This is a genomic window from Actinoplanes sp. NPDC048796 (assembly GCF_040650035.1).
Taxonomy (GTDB): domain Bacteria; phylum Actinomycetota; class Actinomycetes; order Mycobacteriales; family Micromonosporaceae; genus Actinoplanes.
The window spans coordinates 175,430-196,431 of sequence record NZ_JBEZGO010000008.1; the positions used below are offsets into that span (position 1 = coordinate 175,430).

General features: G+C 70.7%; 19 protein-coding genes. 6 read left to right on the forward strand and 13 right to left on the reverse strand.

Features of this window, described 5'->3' with window-relative positions; all coding sequences use genetic code 11:
• Positions 1-8: 8 nt before the first annotated feature.
• The 7 genes from cbiQ to AB0C26_RS30110 form a co-directional block, all read right to left on the reverse strand.
• Positions 9-770, reverse strand: a complete 762-nt coding sequence (gene cbiQ, locus AB0C26_RS30080) for a cobalt ECF transporter T component CbiQ (RefSeq protein WP_360254330.1) — start codon at positions 768-770, stop codon at positions 9-11.
• Complete coding sequence (locus tag AB0C26_RS30085; protein WP_360254332.1) at positions 770-1,138, reverse strand: PDGLE domain-containing protein; 369 nt, start codon at positions 1,136-1,138, stop codon at positions 770-772. The genes cbiQ and AB0C26_RS30085 overlap by 1 nt, the downstream gene beginning before the upstream one ends.
• A complete protein-coding gene (locus AB0C26_RS30090) occupies positions 1,135-1,833 on the reverse strand; it encodes an energy-coupling factor ABC transporter permease (RefSeq protein ID WP_360254334.1) in 699 nt (232 codons plus the stop codon). The genes AB0C26_RS30085 and AB0C26_RS30090 overlap by 4 nt, the downstream gene beginning before the upstream one ends.
• Before the next feature lie 121 nt (positions 1,834-1,954).
• On the reverse strand, positions 1,955-2,959 hold the full coding sequence (locus AB0C26_RS30095; RefSeq protein ID WP_360254336.1) for a 5'-3' exonuclease H3TH domain-containing protein: 1,005 nt from the start codon (positions 2,957-2,959) through the stop codon (positions 1,955-1,957).
• Between the two features lie 68 nt (positions 2,960-3,027).
• Complete coding sequence (locus tag AB0C26_RS30100) at positions 3,028-4,017, reverse strand: LacI family DNA-binding transcriptional regulator (protein ID WP_360254778.1); 990 nt, start codon at positions 4,015-4,017, stop codon at positions 3,028-3,030.
• Between the two features lie 51 nt (positions 4,018-4,068).
• Positions 4,069-4,515: a hypothetical protein gene (locus tag AB0C26_RS30105; protein ID WP_360254338.1), complete on the reverse strand. Its 447-nt coding sequence runs from the start codon at positions 4,513-4,515 to the stop codon at positions 4,069-4,071.
• On the reverse strand, positions 4,512-5,531 hold the full coding sequence (locus AB0C26_RS30110) for a LacI family DNA-binding transcriptional regulator (protein ID WP_360254340.1): 1,020 nt from the start codon (positions 5,529-5,531) through the stop codon (positions 4,512-4,514). Before AB0C26_RS30110 ends, AB0C26_RS30105 begins: the two co-directional genes overlap by 4 nt.
• 259 nt (positions 5,532-5,790) lie before the next feature.
• Here AB0C26_RS30110 and AB0C26_RS30115 point away from each other — a divergent pair, with 259 nt between their 5' ends.
• A complete protein-coding gene (locus AB0C26_RS30115) occupies positions 5,791-6,246 on the forward strand; it encodes a hypothetical protein (RefSeq protein WP_360254342.1) in 456 nt (151 codons plus the stop codon).
• 18 nt (positions 6,247-6,264) lie between these two features.
• On the opposite strand, the gene AB0C26_RS30120 is transcribed toward AB0C26_RS30115, so the two are convergent.
• Both AB0C26_RS30120 and AB0C26_RS30125 read right to left on the reverse strand, forming a co-directional pair.
• The gene (locus tag AB0C26_RS30120) at positions 6,265-6,840 is read right to left on the reverse strand and encodes a hypothetical protein (protein ID WP_360254344.1); all 576 of its coding nucleotides are present in this window, start codon (positions 6,838-6,840) and stop codon (positions 6,265-6,267) included.
• A 119-nt stretch (positions 6,841-6,959) separates the two neighbouring features.
• Entirely contained in the window at positions 6,960-7,823 is an 864-nt protein-coding gene (locus AB0C26_RS30125) for an alpha/beta hydrolase (protein ID WP_360254346.1), read from the reverse strand.
• Positions 7,824-8,010: 187 nt separating this feature from the next.
• Here AB0C26_RS30125 and AB0C26_RS30130 point away from each other — a divergent pair, with 187 nt between their 5' ends.
• On the forward strand, positions 8,011-10,950 hold the full coding sequence (locus tag AB0C26_RS30130; protein WP_360254348.1) for a LuxR C-terminal-related transcriptional regulator: 2,940 nt from the start codon (positions 8,011-8,013) through the stop codon (positions 10,948-10,950).
• A 195-nt stretch (positions 10,951-11,145) separates the two neighbouring features.
• Here AB0C26_RS30130 and AB0C26_RS30135 read toward each other — a convergent pair whose 3' ends face one another.
• Entirely contained in the window at positions 11,146-13,476 is a 2,331-nt protein-coding gene (locus tag AB0C26_RS30135; protein WP_360254350.1) for a glycoside hydrolase family 3 N-terminal domain-containing protein, read from the reverse strand.
• A gap of 274 nt (positions 13,477-13,750) precedes the next feature.
• Here AB0C26_RS30135 and AB0C26_RS30140 point away from each other — a divergent pair, with 274 nt between their 5' ends.
• Genes AB0C26_RS30140 through AB0C26_RS30150 form a run of 3 tightly spaced genes read left to right on the forward strand, consistent with a single transcriptional unit; the run spans position 13,751 to position 16,903 of the window.
• On the forward strand, positions 13,751-15,082 hold the full coding sequence (locus AB0C26_RS30140) for an extracellular solute-binding protein (protein WP_360254352.1): 1,332 nt from the start codon (positions 13,751-13,753) through the stop codon (positions 15,080-15,082).
• Positions 15,079-16,008: a sugar ABC transporter permease gene (locus tag AB0C26_RS30145; protein ID WP_360254354.1), complete on the forward strand. Its 930-nt coding sequence runs from the start codon at positions 15,079-15,081 to the stop codon at positions 16,006-16,008. The genes AB0C26_RS30140 and AB0C26_RS30145 overlap by 4 nt, the downstream gene beginning before the upstream one ends.
• A gap of 1 nt (position 16,009) precedes the next feature.
• Positions 16,010-16,903, forward strand: coding sequence for a carbohydrate ABC transporter permease (locus tag AB0C26_RS30150; protein WP_360254356.1), 894 nt, complete (start codon positions 16,010-16,012; stop codon positions 16,901-16,903).
• Here the strand turns inward: AB0C26_RS30150 and AB0C26_RS30155 are convergent.
• Positions 16,880-17,908, reverse strand: coding sequence for a LacI family DNA-binding transcriptional regulator (locus AB0C26_RS30155; RefSeq protein ID WP_360254358.1), 1,029 nt, complete (start codon positions 17,906-17,908; stop codon positions 16,880-16,882). The two genes, AB0C26_RS30150 and AB0C26_RS30155, sit on opposite strands and share 24 nt — an antisense overlap.
• 133 nt (positions 17,909-18,041) lie before the next feature.
• Between AB0C26_RS30155 and AB0C26_RS30160 the strand changes: the two genes are divergently transcribed.
• Complete coding sequence (locus tag AB0C26_RS30160; RefSeq protein WP_360254360.1) at positions 18,042-19,859, forward strand: protein kinase; 1,818 nt, start codon at positions 18,042-18,044, stop codon at positions 19,857-19,859.
• Between the two features lie 4 nt (positions 19,860-19,863).
• Here AB0C26_RS30160 and AB0C26_RS30165 read toward each other — a convergent pair whose 3' ends face one another.
• The gene (locus AB0C26_RS30165; protein WP_360254362.1) at positions 19,864-20,400 is read right to left on the reverse strand and encodes a Uma2 family endonuclease; all 537 of its coding nucleotides are present in this window, start codon (positions 20,398-20,400) and stop codon (positions 19,864-19,866) included.
• Between the two features lie 6 nt (positions 20,401-20,406).
• Entirely contained in the window at positions 20,407-20,883 is a 477-nt protein-coding gene (locus AB0C26_RS30170) for a Uma2 family endonuclease (RefSeq protein WP_360254364.1), read from the reverse strand.
• Positions 20,884-21,002: the final 119 nt, after the last annotated feature.

Consider the following 21,002-nt stretch of genomic DNA (forward strand, 5'->3'; position numbering starts at 1 on the left):
CCCGGACATCATCCCAGGGTCGCGGCCAGGGCGATCCCGGCGGTGGCCACAGGCAGGGCCGCGGCGGCCAGCCACTGGCCCGTGGGGGCACGGTCGTCGGCCGGGCGGGGGAGACGGCCCTGGTAGCCGCGGGCGACCATGGCGAGGTAGACGCGTTCGCCACGTTCGTAGGCGCGCAGGAACAGTGAGCCGACGCTGACGGCGAAGGCCTTGACCTGCCAGAGGAAGCGCGGGTCGTAGCCGCGGGCCAGGCGGGCGATGCGCATACGGCGGGCGTCGTCGGCGAGAACGTCGAGGTAGCGCAGCATGAAGGTGGCGATCTGGGTGAAGACCGCGGGGCAGCGCAGGCGGTCCAGGCCGAGGATCAGGTCGCGCATGGTGGTGGTCGCGGCCAGCAGGAGGGAGGCCAGGACGCCGAGGGTGCCCTTGGCGAAGATGTTCCAGGCGCCGTGCAGTCCGTCGACCGACAGCGACATGCCCAGCCAGGTGATCCGCTCGCCCTGGCCGAAGAAGGGCAGGGCGACGGCGAGCAGGACGAAGGGGAGCTCGATGGTGGCCCGCTTGGCCAGCCACAGCGCGGGCACGCGCGCCGCCGCCGCCACCGCCGTGAGAAGCACGAAGTAGCCGCCGAAGGCCCAGAACTCCGTCCGCGGGGTGATCACCACGATGATGGTGAAGAGCAGCACCGCGGCGATCTTGACCTCGGGTGCGAGCCGGTGGACCGGGCTCTCGCGCAGCAGGTGGAGAGGGTGAGCGTGCCCGGCGCCCATCAGTGGCCTTGTTCGGTGGTGCCGGCGGTGCTCTGGCCGCGGCGGCGGGCCAGCCAGAAGACGCCGCCGCCGATGCCGAAGGTGATCAGGACGCCGAGGACGCCCGAGAGGCCGGTGGACAGGAACTCGTTGTCGATGCCCTTGATGCCGTAGTCGGCCAGCGGGCTGTCGGAGAGCTGGTGGTCGCCCTCCTGCTGGGCCATGCAGGTGCCGCCGGTGATCTCGCCGTCGGCGTTGAAGGTGCAGCCCTCGCGGGCGGTGTAGTCGAGACCGTCGGGGCTGCCGGAGGCGAAGTTGCTGGCCACGCCGGCCAGCAGCAGGGCGACGAGCAGGCCGCCGGCCAGGAACCATCCGAGTCGCTTGCTCATGCCGGGGCTCCCACTTCGACGGTGAGCGGCTTGCGGAAGCGCCGCAGGGCGTAGACGAGATCGGGTCGGACACGGGCCACGGTGGCGACGGTGGTGGCGGCGATGACGCCCTCACCGATGCCGATCAGGAGGTGGACGCCGGCCATGGTGCCGGAGATCCACGGAAGCGACAGCTCGGTGGTGCCGCCGAGCGCGTATTCGAGAACGAAGCCCTGTGAGGCGATCACCACGGAGATGATCGAGGCGATCAGGGCGGTGGCGGCCAGGCCGGCCGGGCTCTTCGGCAGGAAGCGCAGCAGCACGACGACCAGCAGGTAGCCGGCGGCGGTGCCGAGCAGCGCCATGTTGGTGATGTTGAGGCCGATCGCGGTGAGGCCGCCGTCGGCGAACAGCAGACACTGCACGATCAGGACGGTCGAGACGCAGAGGGCGCCGACCCACGGGCCGACCAGGATCACCGCGAGGGTGCCGCCCAGCAGGTGGCCGGAGACGCCCGGCAGCACCTGGAAGTTCAGCATCTGCACGGCGAAGATGAACGCCGCGACCAGGCCGGCCATCGGCGCCAGCCGGTCGTCCAGGTCAGCGCGGGCCTTGCGGACGCAGAAGGCCAGAGCCACGACCGCGAAGACGGCGAAGATCGCTGACACCGGTCCGTTCACGATGCCGTTGGCTATGTGCATCGCCGTCGTGTCCATGACAGGCCTCCTCTCAGAATGTTCCCAGCGACCGCAGCATATTGGCGCGGAGATGCTGTTGCAAAGAGTTGGCAACTAGACGTCGGTCTGAAGATCAAGTTAAGCGGAGACGGCGGAAACCCTAGAAGAGGGAGAGCTGACCCGGTGTGGGATCGCGGCGTGCGGTCAGGCCACCGCGGAAGACCCAGGGCCTGACCTCGGGAATCGGGTCGGCGCCGTCCTCCACGACCGGGGGCGAGCCGCCGGTGAGGGCCCACAGTGAGGGGCCGAGGTTGATGCCGCGCGTCCGCAATGCCTTTCTCATCACACTCATGCTCAGAGGCAGTCGGGCCGAGGCCAGCGGTGGGATCGGCAGGTCGAGACGCATCCTCATCAGCTCGCGGTTGCGCTCGACGATCTCGCGGGCGGCCGGGTCGGTGAAATGCTTCGCGGCGTGAGCGCCCACGGCGTCGCGGACAAGGGCGGCGCCGGCCTCCCACGCGGCCTCGACGCTGCCGAACGTGGCGAGCAGCTTGGCCGCGGTGGCCGCGCCGAACCGGCGTACACCATGAAGGTTGTCGGACGGGTCGCCGCGCAGCGCGGCGAAGTCGCGGTACTGCCAGGGGTGCACGCCGTAGAGCTCGGGCAGGCCCGCGGCCTCGACGAGCACAGCCTCGTCGAAGCCGCCGTTGCGGACCCGCAGCACCGACGTGTGCTCGTCGAGCAGGGCGAACGCGTCACGATCGCTGGTCATCAGGACCGATCGCCACCCGTCCCGGCGGGCCGACGCGGCGGCACTGGCCAGCACGTCGTCGGCCTCCCAGGACTCGTGAACCACCGTGCAGACGCCGGCGTCGCGCAGCAGGGACGGCGCTTCCAGCAGCTGGGCCGTCAAGTCGGGCGCTTTGTCGGGGCGATGGGCCTTGTACGCCGGATAGGTGAGCCGCCGGGCCGAGGAGGAGGGGCAGTCGAAGCCGACCATGAGGGCGTCGGGGCGCAGATGTGCGGCGGCCCGGGCGAGATAGCCGAAAAGGCCGCGCAAGGCCCAGATCGGCCGGCCGTCCGCGTCGACCCACCCGTCACCGGCGCCCGCGTGGTAGGCCCGGTGCAGGAGACTGTTCCCGTCGAGGACCAATAGCAGCGGCACCTCAAAGAGGGTACGCGGGCCCGCCGGAACCATCACTCCCCTGATGGTCCCGGCGGGGGAACTGGGCGTCAGGCCGGCGGAGGAGCCACGCTCTTCCGGACGACCAGGGACGGCGCGATGGTGCGCCGCGCGGCGTCGGCGGTGCCTTCCTGCTCGATCTGGGCGAGCAGCAGTTCCAGGGTGGCCGTGGCCGCGGCGTCGAAGTCGGGCCGGACGGTGGTCAGCGGCGGCGTGAAGTACTCGGCCTCGGGAACGTCGTCGAAGCCGACGATGCTCACGTCCTCGGGCACCCGGCGCCCGTGCTCGTTGAGGGCGCGCAGCAGGCCGAGCGCGATGTGGTCGTTCGCCGTGAAGATGGCGGTCGCCTCGGGCAGGCGGGCGAGCAGCTGGCCGTTGCGGTATCCGGAGGCCGCGTTCCAGTCGCCGGTCAGCAGCGGTGGGATCTCCCGGCCGGCGTCGCGCAGCGCCGACTCCCAGCCGCGTACGCGGCCGGCCGCGTCGAACCAGTCGGACGGGCCGGAGATGTGCCAGACGGTCTCGTGGCCGGCCGCGAGCAGGTGCTCGGTGGCGGCCCGGGCGCCGGCCACCTGATCGACCGTGACCAGCGTGCTGGTGCGCTCCGGGTCACCGTCGATGGTCACCAGCGGCACGTGCTCGGGCAGCTGGGCCAGGGCCGGGCCGGCGCTCGCCACGGGGGCGATCACCACGAGCCCGGCGACCCGCTGGTCGAGATGGCGCTCGACGGCGTCGGCGATGGAGCGCTCGTCGAGGTTGCGGACGCTACCCACGTTGACCGCGAATCCGGTCGCCAGGGCGGCCTCCTCGAACGCGGTGAGCATCATGGCCGGCCCGTACAGCGCCGTGTTCTGGGTGACCACGCCGATCACCTTGGAGGTGCCGGTGACCAGGGCGCGAGCCGCCCGGTCGGGCCGATAGCCGAGCTCGGCGATCGCGGCCTGTACCTTGAGACGGGTCTGCTCGCTCACGTTCGGGTGCTCGTTCAGCACCCGTGAGACTGTCTGATGGGAGACCCCCGCCAGCCGGGCCACGTCCATCATGCCCGGCGGTCGTCCGCGCTTCACGCTCACCCGGGGCAGGATATCGCCTCATCACAGCCCTCCCGCGAGCAGCTGATACGGCGTGCGCGTCGCATCGACAATCGGCGATATGGCCGATCGCTTCCGGTGGGCCGGCAGCGAGGTCGCGGTGGTCCACGGCCGAGGCAGGCCGGCCGGCGCCCGCAGGCGCAGAAGCGGCTTGCGCAGCGTCTGCAGGCCGCTGATCCACATCTTGGCGGGGGAGAAGGCGTGGATCCAGGCGATCACGCCCGCGCAGCGGTCGTCGGTGTTCGCGGCGACCATGGTGGCCGTGATCGCGGCGGCGTCGGTGAGCACCGGGCGCCAGACGATCGGCAGTGGGACGTCGCCGGAGCCGTCGAGCTCGGCGACCACCTGCTGCGACTGGGCGGCCACCCGGGCCAGAGTGTCCTCGCCGTGCCGGTCCTGGCTGCCGGTGAGAAACCAGATCTCGCGAGCGGGTTGCGGCTCGACCGTCATGAGCCACCCCGCACCGGCGGGCCGGCCACCGTGTCCCGGTCGACCATCGCGGGCTCGACGAGTGTGGAGGTCGCCGTCCGGGCGCCGGTGACCAGCTGGTCGAGCAACAGCCGGAGGGCCTGGCGACCCACGTCGGCGAACTCCTGCCGGATCGTGGTCAGGGCGGGATGGAAGTACGCGGCCTCGGGCACGTCGTCGAAGCCGATCAGGCTCACGTCCTCCGGTACCCGGCGGCCCTGCTCGGCCAGCGCCCGCATCACGCCGAGGGCCACGTGGTCGTTCGCCGCGAAGACGGCAGTGCAGTCGGGGATGCGGGCCAGCATGCGGCCGCACTGATAGCCCGACGCCGCCGACCAGCCGGCTCGCAACATCGGCGGTGCCTGGGCGCCGGCCTCGGCCAGGGCGGCGCGCCAGCCGGACTCCCGGGCCCGGCTGCCATGCCATTGCTCCGGGCCGGCGACGTGCCAGACCGTGCGGTGGCCGTGTTTGAGAAGGTGTTGCGTGGCGAGCCGGCCGCCGGCGTACTGGTCGACCGAGACGTTCGCGACGTCCCACTCGGGCAGGCCGTCCACCGTCACGATGGGGATGCCGGGCGGGACGAGGCGCATCGCCTCGGCGGCCGCGTCGACCGGAGCGATGAAGACGAGGCCGGCCGCGCCCTGCTGCACGAGCCGCTCGACGATCCGCCGGGACGCCGCGGTGGCGTCGTAGCCGGCCACGTGGCCCACGGTGAGGGACAGGTCGGCGCCGAGCGCGGCCTCCCCTATCGCCTGCACCATGCTGGACGGGCCGTACAGCGTCGTGTTCTGGGCGACCACACCGACCACGTTGGACCGGCCGGTGGCCAGCACCCGGGCCGACAGGTTCCGGCGGTAGCCGAGTTCGGCGATGGCGGCCAGCACCCGGGTGCGGGTCGTGGGTGAGACGTGCGGGTGTCCGTTGAGCACACGCGACACCGTCTGATGGGACACGCCCGCCCGGGCGGCCACGTCGGACATGACGGGGCGGCGGCTCATATGAGGTCGTCCTTTACCGGCGGGTAGCGGAAATGTGAACGCAAACATGCGGGGTGGGTGTACGCGCTGTCAAGGGCCCATTACACCGCCGTTACCGGTTCGTGACATTGGCGGTCGTGCGCGGCAACGAGGCCGAACTGGGATCTTGACATCCCTCGGGGCGGTACCGGATCGTGTCCGTCGTGTATCGACCGCGTTTCGCCGAGTCCGCTGCGGTTCGCGGTCCATGTGAACGCTCTCAGGGCGCGAAGACGGCACGGTGAGCGACGAGTTGGTGGGCCTCTGGGACAGTGCGCCCTATGAGTACGGTTCCATGGAGGCCAGCAGTATCGCCCTGCACGCGGACGGGTCGGGCTGGTCGGTCTGGGAGAACGCCGGTGGTGCCGCGCTGACCGTGCTCCGGTGGACCCGCGTCGGCCCTTCGACCGTGAAGATCGTCGAGCGCGAGACCTTCTTCGGTACGTGGGATCCCTCGGCGCCCGTCGGCAGTCGCCTGATTCTCGACGATCCGGACGACGACCCCGAGGAGCCTGCAGGCGCCGGTGGTGACGTCGTCGAGCTCGGGTACGAGCTCGGCGAGGACGTTCCGCCGCTGGCCGAGGGCCCGATGGTGGTGCTCAGGCTCGCGGAGTCGTATCAGGGAATGGCGACCTACGCCCTCAGCCGGCGCGACCTCGGGCCGGCTGACGTCCCCACGGTCGCCGAACCGGCCTGACCGACGCCCGCGGTCGCATCAGCGGCGCGGTGACGAGGCGCGAGACGGCTGTGCCGGCAGCTCGGATGTGGGGGCGGGCCGGGCCAGCGGGACGAAGGCGATCAGGATCGCCGTGGCCGCGAACGGCAGCAGGTCCAGGTCGACGGGGATCGCCAGGAAGCCGGCCAGGAACAGGGCGGGGCTCCACCAAGGGAGGCGGCGCGCCGCGGCCAGCTGGGCCATCAGGACGACGACGCCGAGGCCGAACAGGGCCGGGCCGGTCGTCTCCAGCGCGTCCGGCAGTGGGGCCCGCTCGCTGAAGGTGTCGAACAAGTCGCCGGTGATCACCCACAGGAAGCAGCCCACCCCGAAGACCGCCGCGGCGGCGGCCACGGACGCGACGACCGTACTGGTCCGGCTTCGGGGATTCCGCGCCGCGATGAGCTGACGCATCTGAACGGCCAGGATGGCGAAAAGGACCATGGCGGCGAAGAAGGCGGCGTGGCCGATGTCCCACGCCGGGCCGTTGCCGCGGTCGCCGTCCCAACCGTCCACCCACCGCAGCAGGCCGTAGCAGAGCATCAGCAGGGGAGCGACGACCGCCATCAATCTCATGCACGGAGCGTAGGAATCAGCCGGCGCCGGCCGGAATCGGTGGCATCCCGGCCTTGCCCCCTAGGGGCACGGACGGCCGGCGGGGTTGCCGCCGGCCGTCCGCGTTGTGGGAGTTGGGATCAGGAGAGCGGGCAGGTGCTGCGGTATTCCTGGATCGACAGGCCGGTCGGGCCGGGGCAGATGAACTGGTCGTAGCGGGTGTCGTTGTCGACGAAGCGCTTCAGCCAGGCCACCGCGAGCCGGGCGGTCGGGGTGTTCACCGACTGCGGGAAGAAGTGACTGGCGTTGTTGAGTTCCAGGTACGCCTTCTCGGAGCCGGAGTTGAGGCTGCTGTAGAACAGCTCCGAGTGCGTGGCGACCGGGGCGACCGTGTCGGACTCGCCGCCGACGATCAGGGTCGGTACGCGGTTGCTCGACCACGACTTCGTCAGGTTCCACGGAGCGAGCGGGACGGCCGCCTGCAACGACGGCCGGTCACGGGCGGCCTCGAGGCTTCCGCCGCCGCCCATGGAGTGGCCGGCGACGGCGAGCCGGGACGAGTCGATGCGGTTGCGCACCGAGCTCGACCGGGTGAGGTAGTCCAGGGCCGCCAGCAGTTGGTCGCCGCGCTGGGCGGGCTGGTCGAGCAGGGTGTTGGTCTCGATGCCGATCACCACGAAGCCGTGCGAGGCGATGCGCGGGCCGAGCCACGCCAGGCTGGACCAGGTGGCGGTGAAGCCGGGCGAGATCGCGACGGCGCCGAAGGTGCCCTCGCTGGTGGTGGTCGGGTAGTAGATGACGCCGCCGCCGAAGCCGGAGACGAGCGACGAGACATTTTCGGTGGCGACCGAGTACGGGCCACGGCTGGCGTCGAGCGCCGCGAGCGTCGGGTTCGGGCCACGCTCGTACGGGTTGTCGGCCGCCTGAGCCGGCGCGACGCCGACCGTGACCGACAGTGCCACGGCGGTGGCCGCGGCGGCGAGAACCTTGCGAAGGTGATGCATCGGACGCGCTCCTCGGGGGTAGGAGATTGATGGCGGTCAGTTTTTGCCGCTCCGGGCCGGTCGCGCATCGGCGAAATCACCGGCGTTGGCAACCGCCCGTTAACGAGCGCGAAATTTCATCAACCGAAAAGGGCTTCCCCGGCGCCGCCCGGATCGACAGACTCGCCGCATGCTTAATGCACCGGTAGTGCATGAAGTTGCCCTGGTCGGCCGTGACGCCGACCTGGCCGCGATCGGCGGCCTGCTCCAAGGAGCGGCCGAGGGCCGGGGCGCGGCATTGGTGCTCGCCGCGGGCCCGGGCGAGGGCCGCACTGCGCTGCTCAGCGCAGCCGCCGCCGGCTGGGCCGACGGTGCCGGCAGTGCGGCCGGCGCTGGCAGGGCTTCGGGGTGGCTCGTGATTTCGGTTCCGGGGCACGCGGACGAGTCCGAGGTCGCCTACGGCGGGCTCGAACGGCTGCTGGGGCCGCTCGCCGGGTTCTTGCCGGAGTTGCCGGCGCAGTGGCGGGAGCCGCTGCTGTCGGTGGCGGGCGGGCGTGATCCGGAAGCCGGGCCGTTGCCGCTGTGCCTGGCGGTCGTGGCTCTGCTGCGCCGGGCGGCCGTGGAGCGGCCCGTGCTGTGCCTGTTCGACGACGCCGACCTGCTGGATCGGCCGAGCTGGCAGGTGATCCGGCTGGCCGCGCGGCGCGTCGGCGATACGGCCGTGGCGCTGCTCGCCTCGGTCACGGCGAGTGCCGCCGGGCACGCGGCCGCGGCGGGGCTGCCGATGCGGCGGCTGCGGCCGCTCGACGAGGACGCGTGCCGGGAACTGCTGCGGCGACTGGCCCCGGACATCTCCGACGACGTGGTCGCCGGGTTGCTCGACCTCGCCTGTGCTAACCCGGCGGCGTTGACCGACCTGGCGGCCGGGCTGACTCCGGAGCAGCGCCGCGGTTATGCCGCCCTGCCCGCCGGGCTTCCTCCGGGCAGCGGGCTTCGCCGGCGCCTCCACTCCGGCTTGTCGGCTTTGCCGCGGCCCACGCGCATCCTGCTCCTGCTGGCCGCGACCGACCCGGAGGCCCGCCCGGTCGACCTACTGGCCGCAGCGGCCCGAATGGATACGGCACGCGGGAGTGCGGCGGGCCGGGAAGCCGAGCGGAACGGGGAAGTCGCCGCTCAGACAGATGCGGCGCGAGAGCGCCCGCGAGCGGCTCGCAGGGGTGGCAATCAGCAGGGCGGGCAGCAGGGCGGGGTGGAGGCTCTGTTGTCCGATTTGGATCTCGCCGAGCGGGCCGGGCTCGTCGTGGTCGGGGAGGACGGGGTCAGGTTCACGCCGGGGGTTGCGCGGTCGGTGGTCTGTGAGGAGGAGCCGCTGGGGCGGCGGCGTGCGGCGCATCTGGCTCTGGCCGGGGTTCTCGGGGCGGGCGGGCGCCGGCTTTCCGCACTTCTGCATCTGGCGGCGGTGGCCACCGGGCCCGATGACGAGCTCGCGCGGGAACTGATGGTGGCGGCGGAGGAAGCGCCGCCCGTCGCCGCCGCCGGGGCGCAGCGGCGGGCGGCTGAGCTCAGCGGGTCGGCCGGTGAGGCGGCTACGGCTCTGCTCGCCGCCGCGCGGTCGTTGATGGCCGCTGGGCGTACCCATGAAGCTGGTCTTCTCGTGCGGCGGGCCGGGAATTTGCGGGGGAGTGCGATCGTCCGGGCGCGGGCGCGCGGCGTACTCGCCGAAATCAATCTGCGTCAGGCGCCGGCCGCCGCTCAGGAGGTGCTGCTCGAGGTCGCGGATGAGCTGATGAAGCCGGATCCGGGCGGGGCACTGGAGGCTCTTCTCCTGGCGGGGGAGGCGTGCAGCCGTACGGGCGAACCTGGGCGTTATCCGGAATTGGTTCGGCAGGTCGCCGAGTGTCTCGGCGACGGGCGGACTGCGGTGGCCGAATCGGGAGGCGGTGTCGCCCGGGCGGGCCGGGGAACGGTCGAGCCTCAGGCGATGACGCCCGACGAGGCGATGGCGCTGCATCAGGTCGTGGGGGTGGCCGACCTGATGACGGGTGCGGAGGACGCCGCCTTCGGGCATCTGCGGGAAGTGCTCCGGCTGGCCGAGGGGACCGCCGATCCGGCCGGGTTGATTCGAGCCGCCAACACGGGACTTCTGCTGGGGCAGGACAAGCGTGCGGCGCGGCTCGCCGGGCGGGCCGCCGGTCTCGCCCGGGAGTCCGGCGCCCACGCTCTGGTGCCGGCGGCGCTGGAGGTTGCCGCCTTCGCCGATCTGGCCGCCGGGCGGTACGACCTGGCGACCGCCTCGGCGCTGGACGGGGCGGCGATCGCGCGCGGGGCGGGGCGGCCCGATCTGGCCGACACCCACCTGGCCTTGCTCGGGCTGTTGGCCGCCTTTGTCGGGGACCGGGAGTCCGCTGTCGAACGCCTGGCGGCCGCCCGGCGCGCGGACGCGGAGGTTCGTGGTCTGAGTGACTGGGCGGAAGCCCTGCTCGATCTTGTCGCGGGGCAGCCGGCGTCGGCGGCGGAGAGGCTGGCCGGCATCTTCTCCAGTGGCTCCCAGATTCTGCGGGTGGCCGTCACGCCGCATCTGTTGGAGGCGTCGGCGTACCTCGGTGTCGAGGGGGTCACGGGATCCGCCGTCTTCGACGAGTGGGCGGCTCGGACCCGGCAGAGCGGCTGGCTCGCCCTGCGGTCGCGGTGCCGGGCGCTGACCACCGGCGACTACGACGCCGCCGAGGACCACTTCCGGGAGGCGCTCGGGTGGCACGAGCGCGACGACAGTCCAGGCTTCGCCCGGGCCCACACCGAGTTGCTGTACGGGCGTCACCTGCGCCGCCGGCGCCGGCCGGCCGAGGCCCGCGACCACCTGCGCCGGGCCGTCGACACCTTCCACCGGCTGGACGCGCGGCCCTGGTCCGAGCAGGCGATGCGGGAGCTGCGGGCGGCGGGGGCCAAGGTCGACCCCATCGGCCGTACGCCGTTGACGGCCCAGCAGGAGCGGATCGCCGGCCTGGTCGCCGAGGGCGCGACCAACCGTGAGGTCGCCCGGCAACTGCATCTGAGCCCGCGCACCATCGACCATCACCTGCGCAACGTGTTCGCCCGCCTCGGCGTACGGTCCCGAACCGAACTCGCCCGCCTGCTGGCCGCCGGCTGAAAAGGCCGCCGGCCGAAACGTGCGCCGGCTGAAGCGGGCGGATGACGAGACGTCAAAACGGGAAGATCGCAAATGGGCCGAAGGGCAGACCTGGCGGGCCCGATCGGCCGGAAGGTAACGGGACAGCGACGATAGTTTTCGACGCCGACCCGCCCGAATTTTCGGAACGGGAGGATCGACGTCGTCTCAACAGGGTCAGGCCTTGCGGACCTCGACCGGCGTCACGAGGCGGCGGTCGCGGCCGACCTCACGCACCGGGCCGGTCAGTGTCACCCTGCCGCGGCAGGGCAGGTTCGCCGCCGACGTGCCGACCATGACCTCGATGTCGCCGGGCTCGACGATGGTCGTCAGGTCGCGGCTGGTGTACGCCGTCCGGTCGGTGTGCACCGTGAACTCGACGTCCTTGGCCTCGCCGGCCTCCAGCGGCACCCGGGCGAAGCCGGTCAGCTGCTTCACCGGCCGCGTGACCTGCCCGATCGGGTCGTGCAGGTAGAGCTGGACGACCTCGTCGCCGGCCCGTTCGCCGGTGTTGCGTACCCGGGCCGTCACCGTGAACTCGCCGTCGGTCGCCACCGACTCCGCGCTGATCCGCAGGTCGTCGACCTCGAACGTGGTGTACGAGCGGCCGTGCCCGAACGGGAACAGCGGCGTCGGGTCGAGGTTGCTGACCCCCGTGTTCTCCGCCCCCAGCGCCGGCTGCAGGTACGTGCCGGGCTGCCCGCCCGGGTGGCGCGGGATCTGCACCGGCAGCTTGGCGCCCGGCTGGACCCGGCCCGAGAGCACGCCGGCGACCGCCGAGGCGCCCTCCTCGCCCGGCATGAACGCCTGCACCAGGCCGGCCGTGCGGCCGGCGATGCCGCCCAGCGCGTACGGCCGCCCGCTGACCACCACGACCACCACCGGCGTGCCGGTGGCCAGCAGCGCCTCGATCAGGTCGCCCTGGACGCCGGGCAGGCGCAGGTCCTCGGCGTCGCAGCCCTCGCCCGAGGTGCCGTGCCCGAACAGACCGGCCAGGTCACCGACCATCGCCACCACCACGTCCGCCGAGCCGGCCGCGGCCACCGCCTCGTCGAAGCCGGAGCGGTCCTCGCTGTTGACGTCGCAGCCCCGGGCGTACGACACCTCGGCGAACTCGGACCGAAGCGCTTCGACGGCCGTGGGAACGTCGACGCCGAGCCCGATGCCAGGGTAGCGGGGCAGCACGTGGTTGGGGAACGCGTAGCAGCCCATGAACGTGCGGGCGTCGTCCGCCGCCGGCCCGACCACGGCGATCCGGCTCGAGGCGGGCAGCGGCAACGCCGTACCCGGGTCGAGCAGGATGACCGATTTCTCGGCCATCTCCCGCGCGAGTGCCCTATTTGAAGACGAGTCAAGCTGGACATCTCCGGCGGTGGCGACGGACGACGCGGGCGTCCAGTCCGGATCCAGCAGGCCGAGGGCGATCTTCTGGGTGAGCAGCCGCCGGGCCGCCTGGTCGATCACCGACTCGGGCACCCGGGAGATCAGGTCGGCCGAGAAGCCCAGCGTGTCCGGCAGTTCGACGTCGATGCCGGCGGTCAGCGCCAGCGCGCCGGCCTCGGCCTCATCGGCCGCGATGTGGTGGGTCGAGGCCAGGAACGGCACGGCCCAGTAGTCCGAGACCACCGTGCCGGTGAAGCCCCACTTCTCCCGCAGCACCGTGGTGAGCAGCCACGGGTCGGCGCCGGCGGGAACGCCGTCGACGTCGGAGTAACTGTTCATCACCGACCGGGCGCCGCCCTCGCGGATCGCCGTCTCGAAGGTCGGCAGGATGACGTCGAGCAGCTCGCGCCGGCCCATCGACACCGGGCCGTGGTTGCGGGCGCCGCGCGAGGCCGAGTAGCCCGCGAAGTGCTTGAGGGTGGCGATCACCCCGGCGCTCTCGAGGCCCCGCACGTAGCCCGCGCCGAGCAGCGCGACCAGGTACGGGTCCTCGCCGATGGTCTCCTCGACCCGGCCCCAGCGGTAGTCGCGCACGACGTCGAGCACCGGGGACAGGCCCTGGTGCACGCCGAGGGCGGCCATGTCGCGGCCGATCGCGGCGGCCATCCGCTCGACCAGCGAGGGGTCGAAGGTGGCGCCCCAGGCGATGGCGGCGGGATAGACCGTTGCGCCGAAGGCGGTGAAGCCGGTCAGGCATTCCTCGTGGACCAGGGCGGGGATGCCGAGGCGGGAGTTGGCGAGGACGATCTGCTGTTGACGGACCAGCTCGGCGGCGCCCTCGGCCGGCGTGAGCGGCTTGCTGCCGTACACGCGGGTGAGATGTCCCAGGCCCTGCCGGCTGGCCTCCTCGAGGGAGATGGTGCCGGATGCGGCGAAGACGTCCTGCATGGGAGCGACGTTGAGGGTCTCCTCCGGGTCGGTCTCCTGCTCGTCCTGCATGTCGTTGCCGAGCCAGCGGCTGCCCAGCTGGCCGACCTTCTCTTCGATGGTCATGGCGGCCAGCAGGGCCTCGACACGGTCAGCGACGGGGAGCGCCGGATCCTGCCATCGATGTTCTACGGTCACGGCGCGACTCCTCAGAGGTTCCGAAACTTTCAGTATTTTTACAGCGCGAACTTTCGGTGCTGGGTGATCTTAGGTTGCCCCCTGATGGCAGGGTGAGACGGCGTCCACTTTTGCCGTGGGAGCGCGACCACGGCAAGACCCTTGACATGATCACCCTGAAACCCTACGTTAACGAAACCTCACGTTAACTTGCGGTCGTCGTACGAAAGTTGCAGTCTCTGTGACGCGCACGACCACCCCATCCGAGCGGCAATAAACAAATACGGAGATCAGCGTGATCAATAGGCGTAACTTCCTCGGCCTGGCCGCGGGTGCAGCTGGTGCCGCGGCTCTGGCGGCTTGTGGCAGCGACGGCCCGCAGGACAAGAGCGGCGGTTCGAGCAGCGGCGGTGGTGGCGGCGCGGCCTCCTACTGGTCGCTGAGCGGCGAGCCCGGTGAGCCGATCCGCACGGCGGCGATCGAGCGGTTCAACAAGGCCAACCCGGACACCAAGATCACCCCCACGTTCTTCCAGAACGACGCCTACAAGCAGAAGATCAAGACGGCGCTCGGCGCCAACCAGGGCCCGACGATGATCTGGGGCTGGGGTGGCGGTGGCCTCAAGGAATACGTGTCCTCCAACCAGGTCGAGGACCTGACCGACTGGCTCGGCCAGAACGCCGCCGTCAAGGACAAGATCCTCCCGTCCTCGTTCGGCGCGGCCACGGTCAACGGCAAGATCTACGCGCTGCCGGTCGAGACCGTGCAGCCGATCGTCCTGTTCTACAACAAGAAGGTCTTCGAGCGCGTCGGCGTCCAGCCTCCGAAGACGTGGGGCGAGATCATGGCGCTGGTCCCGAAGTTCAACGAGAAGAAGATCGCCCCGTTCTCGCTCGGCGGCCAGTCCCGCTGGACGAACATGATGTGGCTCGAGTTCCTGCTCGACCGTACGGCCGGCTCCGAGGTCTTCGACCGGGTCTTCGCCGGCGAGAAGGGCGCCTGGTCCGACCCGGCCGTGCTGGACATGCTCACCAAGATCCAGGATCTGGTGAAGGCCAACGGCTTCCAGAAGGGCTTCTCGTCGACCACGGCCGACTCGAACGCCGACCAGGCCCTGCTCTACACCGGCAAGGCCGCGATGATGCTGCACGGCTCCTGGTCCTACGGCATCCAGAAGGCCGACGGCGGCAACTTCGTCAAGGACGGCGGCCTGGGCTGGATGAACTTCCCGACGGTCGAGGGCGGCAAGGGCGACCCGAGCAACACGGTCGGCAACCCGGGTCAGTACCTCTCGATCTCCTCCAAGGCCACGCCCGAGGCCAAGGAGATCGCCAAGAAGTTCTTCTCGACCACGCTGGTCGACGACGACGAGAAGGCCGGCTGGGTCAAGTCCGGCGGCGTGCCGGTTCTGAAGAACAGCGACAGCCTGTTCACGGGCGACGACGCGGCGTTCCTCAAGGACATGTCGGCGATCGCCGGAGGTGCGAAGGTCTTCGCCCAGTCCTGGGACCAGGCCCTGAGCCCGACCGCTGCCGAGACCCTGCTGGACAACATCGCGAAGCTGTTCCAGCTCCAGGTCACCCCGCAGCAGTGGGTCGACGCCATGAACGGAGTCATCGGCAAGTGACCACCATCGCTCCGCCCGTCGTACGGACGAAAGGCAGTTCCTCCTCCAGCGGCGGGCGGAGCGGCTCCGGCTCCGTCACCTGGATGGCACTGCCGGCGTTCGTCTGGTTCGTACTTTTCGGCATCATCCCGCTGTTCGGCGTGCTGTTCCTGAGCTTCACCACCTGGAACGGCATCGGCGACATCGAGGTCACCGGCCTGACCAGCTGGAAGGCCGCGCTCCAGGACCCGGGTCTGCCGCACGCCCTCTGGGTCACCTTCGTGATCATGGCGTTGTCGTGGCTCGTGCAGACTCCGATGTCGATTCTGCTCGGCACGTTCCTGGCCACCAGCAAGCGGTATCGCGAGCTGCTCGCGGTGCTGTTCTTCATCCCGCTGCTGCTGAGCTCGGCCGCCATCGCCATCACCTTCAAGGCGCTGCTCGACCCGAACTTCGGTCTCGGCGCCGGCCTCGGCATCGACGCGCTCAACCAGGACTGGCTGGGCAACTCGACACTCGCCGTGGCCACCCTGATCTTCATCGTGTCGTGGCAGTTCATCCCGTTCCACACGCTGATCTACCAAGGCGCGGTACGGCAGATCCCGACCAGCATGTACGAGGCGTCCCAGATCGACGGCGCCGGCCGGATGCGGCAGTTCTTCTCGATCACGCTGCCCCAGCTGAAGTACACGCTCATCACCTCGTCGACGCTGATGGTGGTCGGCTCGCTGCTCTTCTTCGACCTGATCTACCTGCTCACCGGCGGCGGCCCCGGCGACTCGACCCGGACCCTCGCGCTGGAGATGTACCAGACGGGCTTCCAGGCCAACCTGATGGGCCCGGCCAGCGCCATCGCCGTCATCCTGGTCTTCGTCGGACTCGTCCTGTCGTTGCTGTTCCGGCGACTCGGCGGCCGTGCCGACGAGAGCCAGCTGGAAGGAGTCTGAGTTGTCGACCATCACCGAGCGGACTCCGGCCACGACCGTCACCGGCACGCCCGGCCCTCGCGCCAGGAAGAGCCGGTTCCGCGGCTACAACTGGTTCGGCGGCTCGCTGAGCTGGCTCTGGCTCTTCGTCGTGATGCTGCCGATCTACTGGATCGTCATCACCAGCTTCAAGACCCAGGACACGTACTTCATCACCAACCCGCTGGCTCCGCCGACCGACCTGACGTTCGAGAACTACAAAGCGGTCATCGAGGCTGACTTCGTCCGGTACTTCTTCAACAGCGTGGTCATCACGGTCGGCGCGGTCGTCCCGGCCGTCGCGGTCAGCTTCATGGCCGGCTATGCGATCGTGCGGGGCGCCGGCAACCGCACGCTCAAGGCGATGAACTGGGTCTTCCTGACCGGTCTGGCCATCCCGCTCCAGGCGGTGATCATCCCGGTCTACCTGATCATCATCAGGCTCAAGCTGTACGACACCCTGCTCGCGATCATCCTGCCGTCGATCGCGTTCGCCATCCCGCTGTCCGTGATCGTGCTGTCGAACTTCATCCGGGACGTCCCGAAGGAGCTCTTCGAGTCGATGCGGATGGACGGCGCCTCCGAGTGGGGCACCATGTGGCGGCTCGCGCTCCCGCTGACCCGGCCCGCCCTGGTCACGGTGACGATCTACAGCGCGCTGAACATCTGGAACGGCTTCCTGCTTCCGCTGGTGCTCACCCAGAGCCCCGATCAGCGCGCGATCCCGCTGGCGCTGGCCAACTTCCAGGGCCAGTTCGGCATCAACGTGCCCGCCATCGCCGCCTCGGTCACGCTGACCACCGTCCCGATCGTGATTCTGTACGCGATCGGCCGGCGCCAGCTGCTCAGCGGTCTAACGGCCGGCTTCGGCAAGTAGGGGAGCGGTACTCTCCCGGACCACCATCTCGGTGGCCAGCTCCACCCGGGGAGTCTCGATGGGCTCGCCGCGCGACAACCGCAGGACGGTACGCGCGGCGAGCCCGCCCATGTCCGCCAGGGGCTGCCGCACGGTCGTCAGCGGCGGCGACGACCAGCGCGCCTCCGGCAGGTCGTCGAAACCGACGATGCTCAGATCGTCCGGCACCCGCAGCCCGCGCAGGCGCGCCGCCTCATAGACGCCCAGCGCCATCTGATCGCTCGACGCGAAGATCGCGGTCGGCCGGTCCTCTTTGCTCAGCAGCCGCTCGGCCGCCGCGAAGCCCGACTCGTGGTTGAAGTCGCCCGGCTCGATGATCTTGCGGTCGACCCGCAGCCCGGCCGACTCCAGCGCGGCCCGGTAGCCGTCCATCCGCGCGCGGCTGCACAGCAGGTTGCGCGGACCCTCGATCAGGCCGATCCGCTTGTGTCCCAAAGAGATCAGATGCTCGGTGGCGCTGCGGCCGCCGGCCCAGTTCGTGGCGCCGATCGTCGGCACGTCGGCGGCCGCGCCGCCGGCCGGATCGATGATGACCATCGGCACGTTCAGCCGGTGCAGCTCCGTGCTCACCGGGCCGGCCCCGTCGGAGATCACCAGGATCACGCCGTCGGACTGCCGGGACCGCAGGTTCTGCAACCACTGCCGGGTCGACGCGGTCCGCCGGTGCACGGCCGAGATGACAGTGCCGACGCCGGCGGCGTGCGTGACCTCCTCGACGCCGCGGATCAGCTCGACCGCCCACGGACTGTCCAGATCGTGGAACACCAGGTCGATCAGCCCGGCCCGCAGCGGCTGCCGAGAGTTACGAGGCCGGTAGTCGTGCTCCCGGAGAAGGTGTTCGATCCGGTCGCGCGTCTCCGGCGACACGTCGGTGCGCCCGTTGAGCACGCGCGACACCGTAGGAACGGAGACCCCCGCGGCCTCCGCGATGGTCGCGATCGTCACCCGTCGCCCGCCCACGGCCATCCGTCTCTCCTCTTATGCTCGAACCCGGCTTCGAAACTTTCGACTCCGAGTGCCGGAAGTATTGCACATTCCGAAGCCGTTGGAAGCATCCGCGCAGGTCTGAGCGCGCACACAGTGGGGTATATCGACCCGCATGCCCCTCATTACCGGTCGCTACCGGCTGGACGAGTCCCTCGGGCAGGGCGGCATGGGCCGTGTCTGGCGTGCCCGCGACGAGGTCCTCCAGCGCGACGTCGCCATCAAGGAACTCCTCCAGGAAGGCGACGCGGAGCATCGCCGGCTGCTGCGCGAGGCGCGGGCCGCGGCCCGGCTGGGACACCCGAACGTGGTCCAGGTCTTCGACGTCCTCGAGGTCGACGGCCACGCCTGGATCGTCATGGAGTACGTGCCGTCGCGCTCCCTGCAGGAGGCGATGCGCGACGAGGGCCCGCTGGATCCGCGGCGGGTCGCCCGGATCGGCCTGGAACTGCTGTCCGCGCTGCGGGCCGCGCACAAGGCGGGCGTCGCCCACCGCGACGTCAAGCCGGCGAACGTCCTGCTGGCCGACGACGGCCGCGTCCTGCTGACCGATTTCGGCATCGCCACCATCGAGGGCGACGCCGCGGTGAGCACGTCCGACGTGCTGATCGGCTCGCCCGAGTACATGTCACCCGAACGGGCCAGGACGGGCGTGGCTGGTCTCGCCTCGGACCTGTGGTCGCTCGGCGCGACCCTCTACGCGGCGGTCGAGGGCCAGTCGCCGTTCCACCGCACGTCGGCCATCGCCACCCTGACCGCGCTCGCCGCCGACGAGCCCGATCCGCCGCGCCGCGCGGGTCCACTCGAGCCGCTGCTGACCGGCCTGCTGCGCAAGGATCCGGCGGAGAGAATCGGCGCGACCGAGGCGGAACACCTGCTGCGTGCGGCGGCTTCCGGTTCCTACGGTCATGCTTCGGTTGTACGCAGGGACGACTCACCCGACGGCACCATCCCCGCGACCGGCTCGCCGGCGGAGAGCGACGCCCCGGCCTCACCGCCGAAGCTCCCGCTTCCCGCCCCCTCCACCCCAGCTGAGCGTCTTTCGAACGCTGAGCCCGCACCCTCCACCCCCACGTCTCCCGCCCCGGACGACGAGCCGCCGGACGACGAGCCGCCGGGTGACGTGCGGCCGGGTGACTCGCCGCTGGGTGCGGAGGTATTGGAGCGTGGGCCGGGGGCGGCTCGTGGGTCGCGGCGGACGCGGATCGGGCTGGCCGCCGCCGTCGCTGTTCTGCTGCTGGCGGGTGTCGTCTGGATGGTCGTCCGGGCCGGAGCCGATTCCACCGGGGACGGGACGACCGCGGAGGCGCCGCCGGTCGCCGCCACCACTCCCGCGACGGGCGGCCCCGCGTCGGCCGGCCCGACCGGGTCCGCCTCGGCCCCGGCGTCGCCTACCGCGGCCTCGCCGAGCGCGGTCGTCTCCCGTACCTCCGCCGCGCCGCCCACCAGCGCGCCCGCCGCGCCCGGATCGGGGTCCGGCCTGCCGGCGCTCCCGGACGGCTGGCGGGATTACCGGGACCCGACCGGTTTCGCCGTCTACGTGCCCGAGGGCTGGACCCGTTCCCAGGAGAAGACGATGGTCTACTTCCGGGACAGCTCCACCGGCCGCGTCCTCGGCATCGACCAGACCCGCAAGCCCGAACCCGACCCGGTGGCCGACTGGCGGGGCAAGGCCGACTACCGGGTCTCAGCCGGCGACTTCCCCTCCTACCGTGAGATCCACATCAGGGAGGTCGACTACTTCCGCAAGGCAGCCGACTGGGAGTTCACCTTCACCCGCAAGGGTGTCCGCCAGCACGTCAACAACCGCGGCGTCATCACCGCCACCACCCAGGCCTACGGGTTCTACTGGCAGACCCGGGACGCCGACTGGCAGCGCTACCGCGGCGACCTCCAACTGGTCTTCGACAGTTTCCGCCCCGCCCGCCGCTGAGGCTTCACCGGCCGGCCAGGAAGTCCTCCGGCCGCAGGGACATGGCGAACGGTTTCGCCGCCGACAGCACGTCGCCGGAGATCGCCGTGGCCTGCCGCGAGTAGTGCCCGTGACTGAGCCGGAACAGCTGGATCCGAATCACGTCGGGTGTGGGCCGGTGCGGTTCCACCAGCAGGTACCAGGGGATGTAGGCGGCCGCGTACCGGATCTGCAGCCCACGGTCGGTCAGCGCGTTCTCGGGCGCGATCTCCGCGATGAGCACGACGTCGGTGCTGTCGATGACCAGCCCCGGCTGCGGATCCCGCGTCACCACGATGTCCGGGACGACGATGCGGTCGATGTCGAGCCGTACGTTGACGGACGCGGCGACCCGGAATCCGGCCGCCGCCACCGCCGTCCGCAGCGCTCCCACGAGAAGCCATGACATCTCCTGGTGGGGCCAGCTCGGCGCCGGGCTGGGCCGCAATCGCCCATCCATCAACTCGATCCGGCGCGCGGGCTCGTAGATGGCCAGGTACTCGGCCTCGGTCAGGGGCATCATGGCCGCTCAGAAGTCGAGCAGAGCGGTCGTGTCCACCTCGATGGGGAACGGCCGTTCGGAGCGGAGGGTATCGCCGTGCTCGGCGACGGAGGTCTCGTCGTACTCGCCGCCCCGGCGATGGAGCAGTCGTAGTACGACGCCGGTGACGCAGCTAGGCGAAACGATCTCCACGACCATCTCGATCTTCGACGCCTCCACGGTGATGCCCTGCCGATCTATGGCTCCGACCACGACGTCAGGGATCAAAATCCTGCCCGTGGCCAGCCGAACATTGATCGCCGAGACGACGTTCAAGTTCGCGGCCAGTGCCGCCGGATGCAAAAGGCGGACGATGATGTCCGATATGCGTTGGTGTGCGATGTTCCCGGCCGGGCTCACCCAGAGCCCCCCGTCGACTAGCTCGATGCGACTAGATGTCTCGCCGAGCGCGAGGTACTCCGCCTCCGTCCAGGGCTCAGGGTGATCGAAAGTGGCCTCGGTCATGGGCAAAGTGTCGCATGTGCTCATGGTCGAAATAGTCACACGACCAGTAGTGATGAAGCAACTGGTCCCATGACGCCCGTTCGAGTGATGCGTCGCCGGTCACAGCGGTGAATTCCGGG

What these genes read in the sequence shown, in the direction of transcription:
- cbiQ (WP_360254330.1), bottom strand. Translation starts at nt 770, where the DNA reads ATGGGCGCCGGGCACGCTCACCCTCTCCACCTGCTGCGCGAGAGCCCG.
- AB0C26_RS30155 (WP_360254358.1), bottom strand. Translation starts at nt 17,908, where the DNA reads ATGGCCGTGGGCGGGCGACGGGTGACGATCGCGACCATCGCGGAGGCC.
- AB0C26_RS30165 (WP_360254362.1), bottom strand. Translation starts at nt 20,400, where the DNA reads ATGATGCCCCTGACCGAGGCCGAGTACCTGGCCATCTACGAGCCCGCG.
- AB0C26_RS30085 (WP_360254332.1), bottom strand. Translation starts at nt 1,138, where the DNA reads ATGAGCAAGCGACTCGGATGGTTCCTGGCCGGCGGCCTGCTCGTCGCC.
- AB0C26_RS30105 (WP_360254338.1), bottom strand. Translation starts at nt 4,515, where the DNA reads ATGACGGTCGAGCCGCAACCCGCTCGCGAGATCTGGTTTCTCACCGGC.
- AB0C26_RS30120 (WP_360254344.1), bottom strand. Translation starts at nt 6,840, where the DNA reads ATGAGATTGATGGCGGTCGTCGCTCCCCTGCTGATGCTCTGCTACGGC.
- AB0C26_RS30110 (WP_360254340.1), bottom strand. Translation starts at nt 5,531, where the DNA reads ATGAGCCGCCGCCCCGTCATGTCCGACGTGGCCGCCCGGGCGGGCGTG.
- AB0C26_RS30170 (WP_360254364.1), bottom strand. Translation starts at nt 20,883, where the DNA reads ATGACCGAGGCCACTTTCGATCACCCTGAGCCCTGGACGGAGGCGGAG.
- AB0C26_RS30090 (WP_360254334.1), bottom strand. Translation starts at nt 1,833, where the DNA reads ATGGACACGACGGCGATGCACATAGCCAACGGCATCGTGAACGGACCG.
- AB0C26_RS30160 (WP_360254360.1), top strand. Translation starts at nt 18,042, where the DNA reads ATGCCCCTCATTACCGGTCGCTACCGGCTGGACGAGTCCCTCGGGCAG.
- AB0C26_RS30125 (WP_360254346.1), bottom strand. Translation starts at nt 7,823, where the DNA reads ATGCATCACCTTCGCAAGGTTCTCGCCGCCGCGGCCACCGCCGTGGCA.
- AB0C26_RS30100 (WP_360254778.1), bottom strand. Translation starts at nt 4,017, where the DNA reads ATGATGGACGTGGCCCGGCTGGCGGGGGTCTCCCATCAGACAGTCTCA.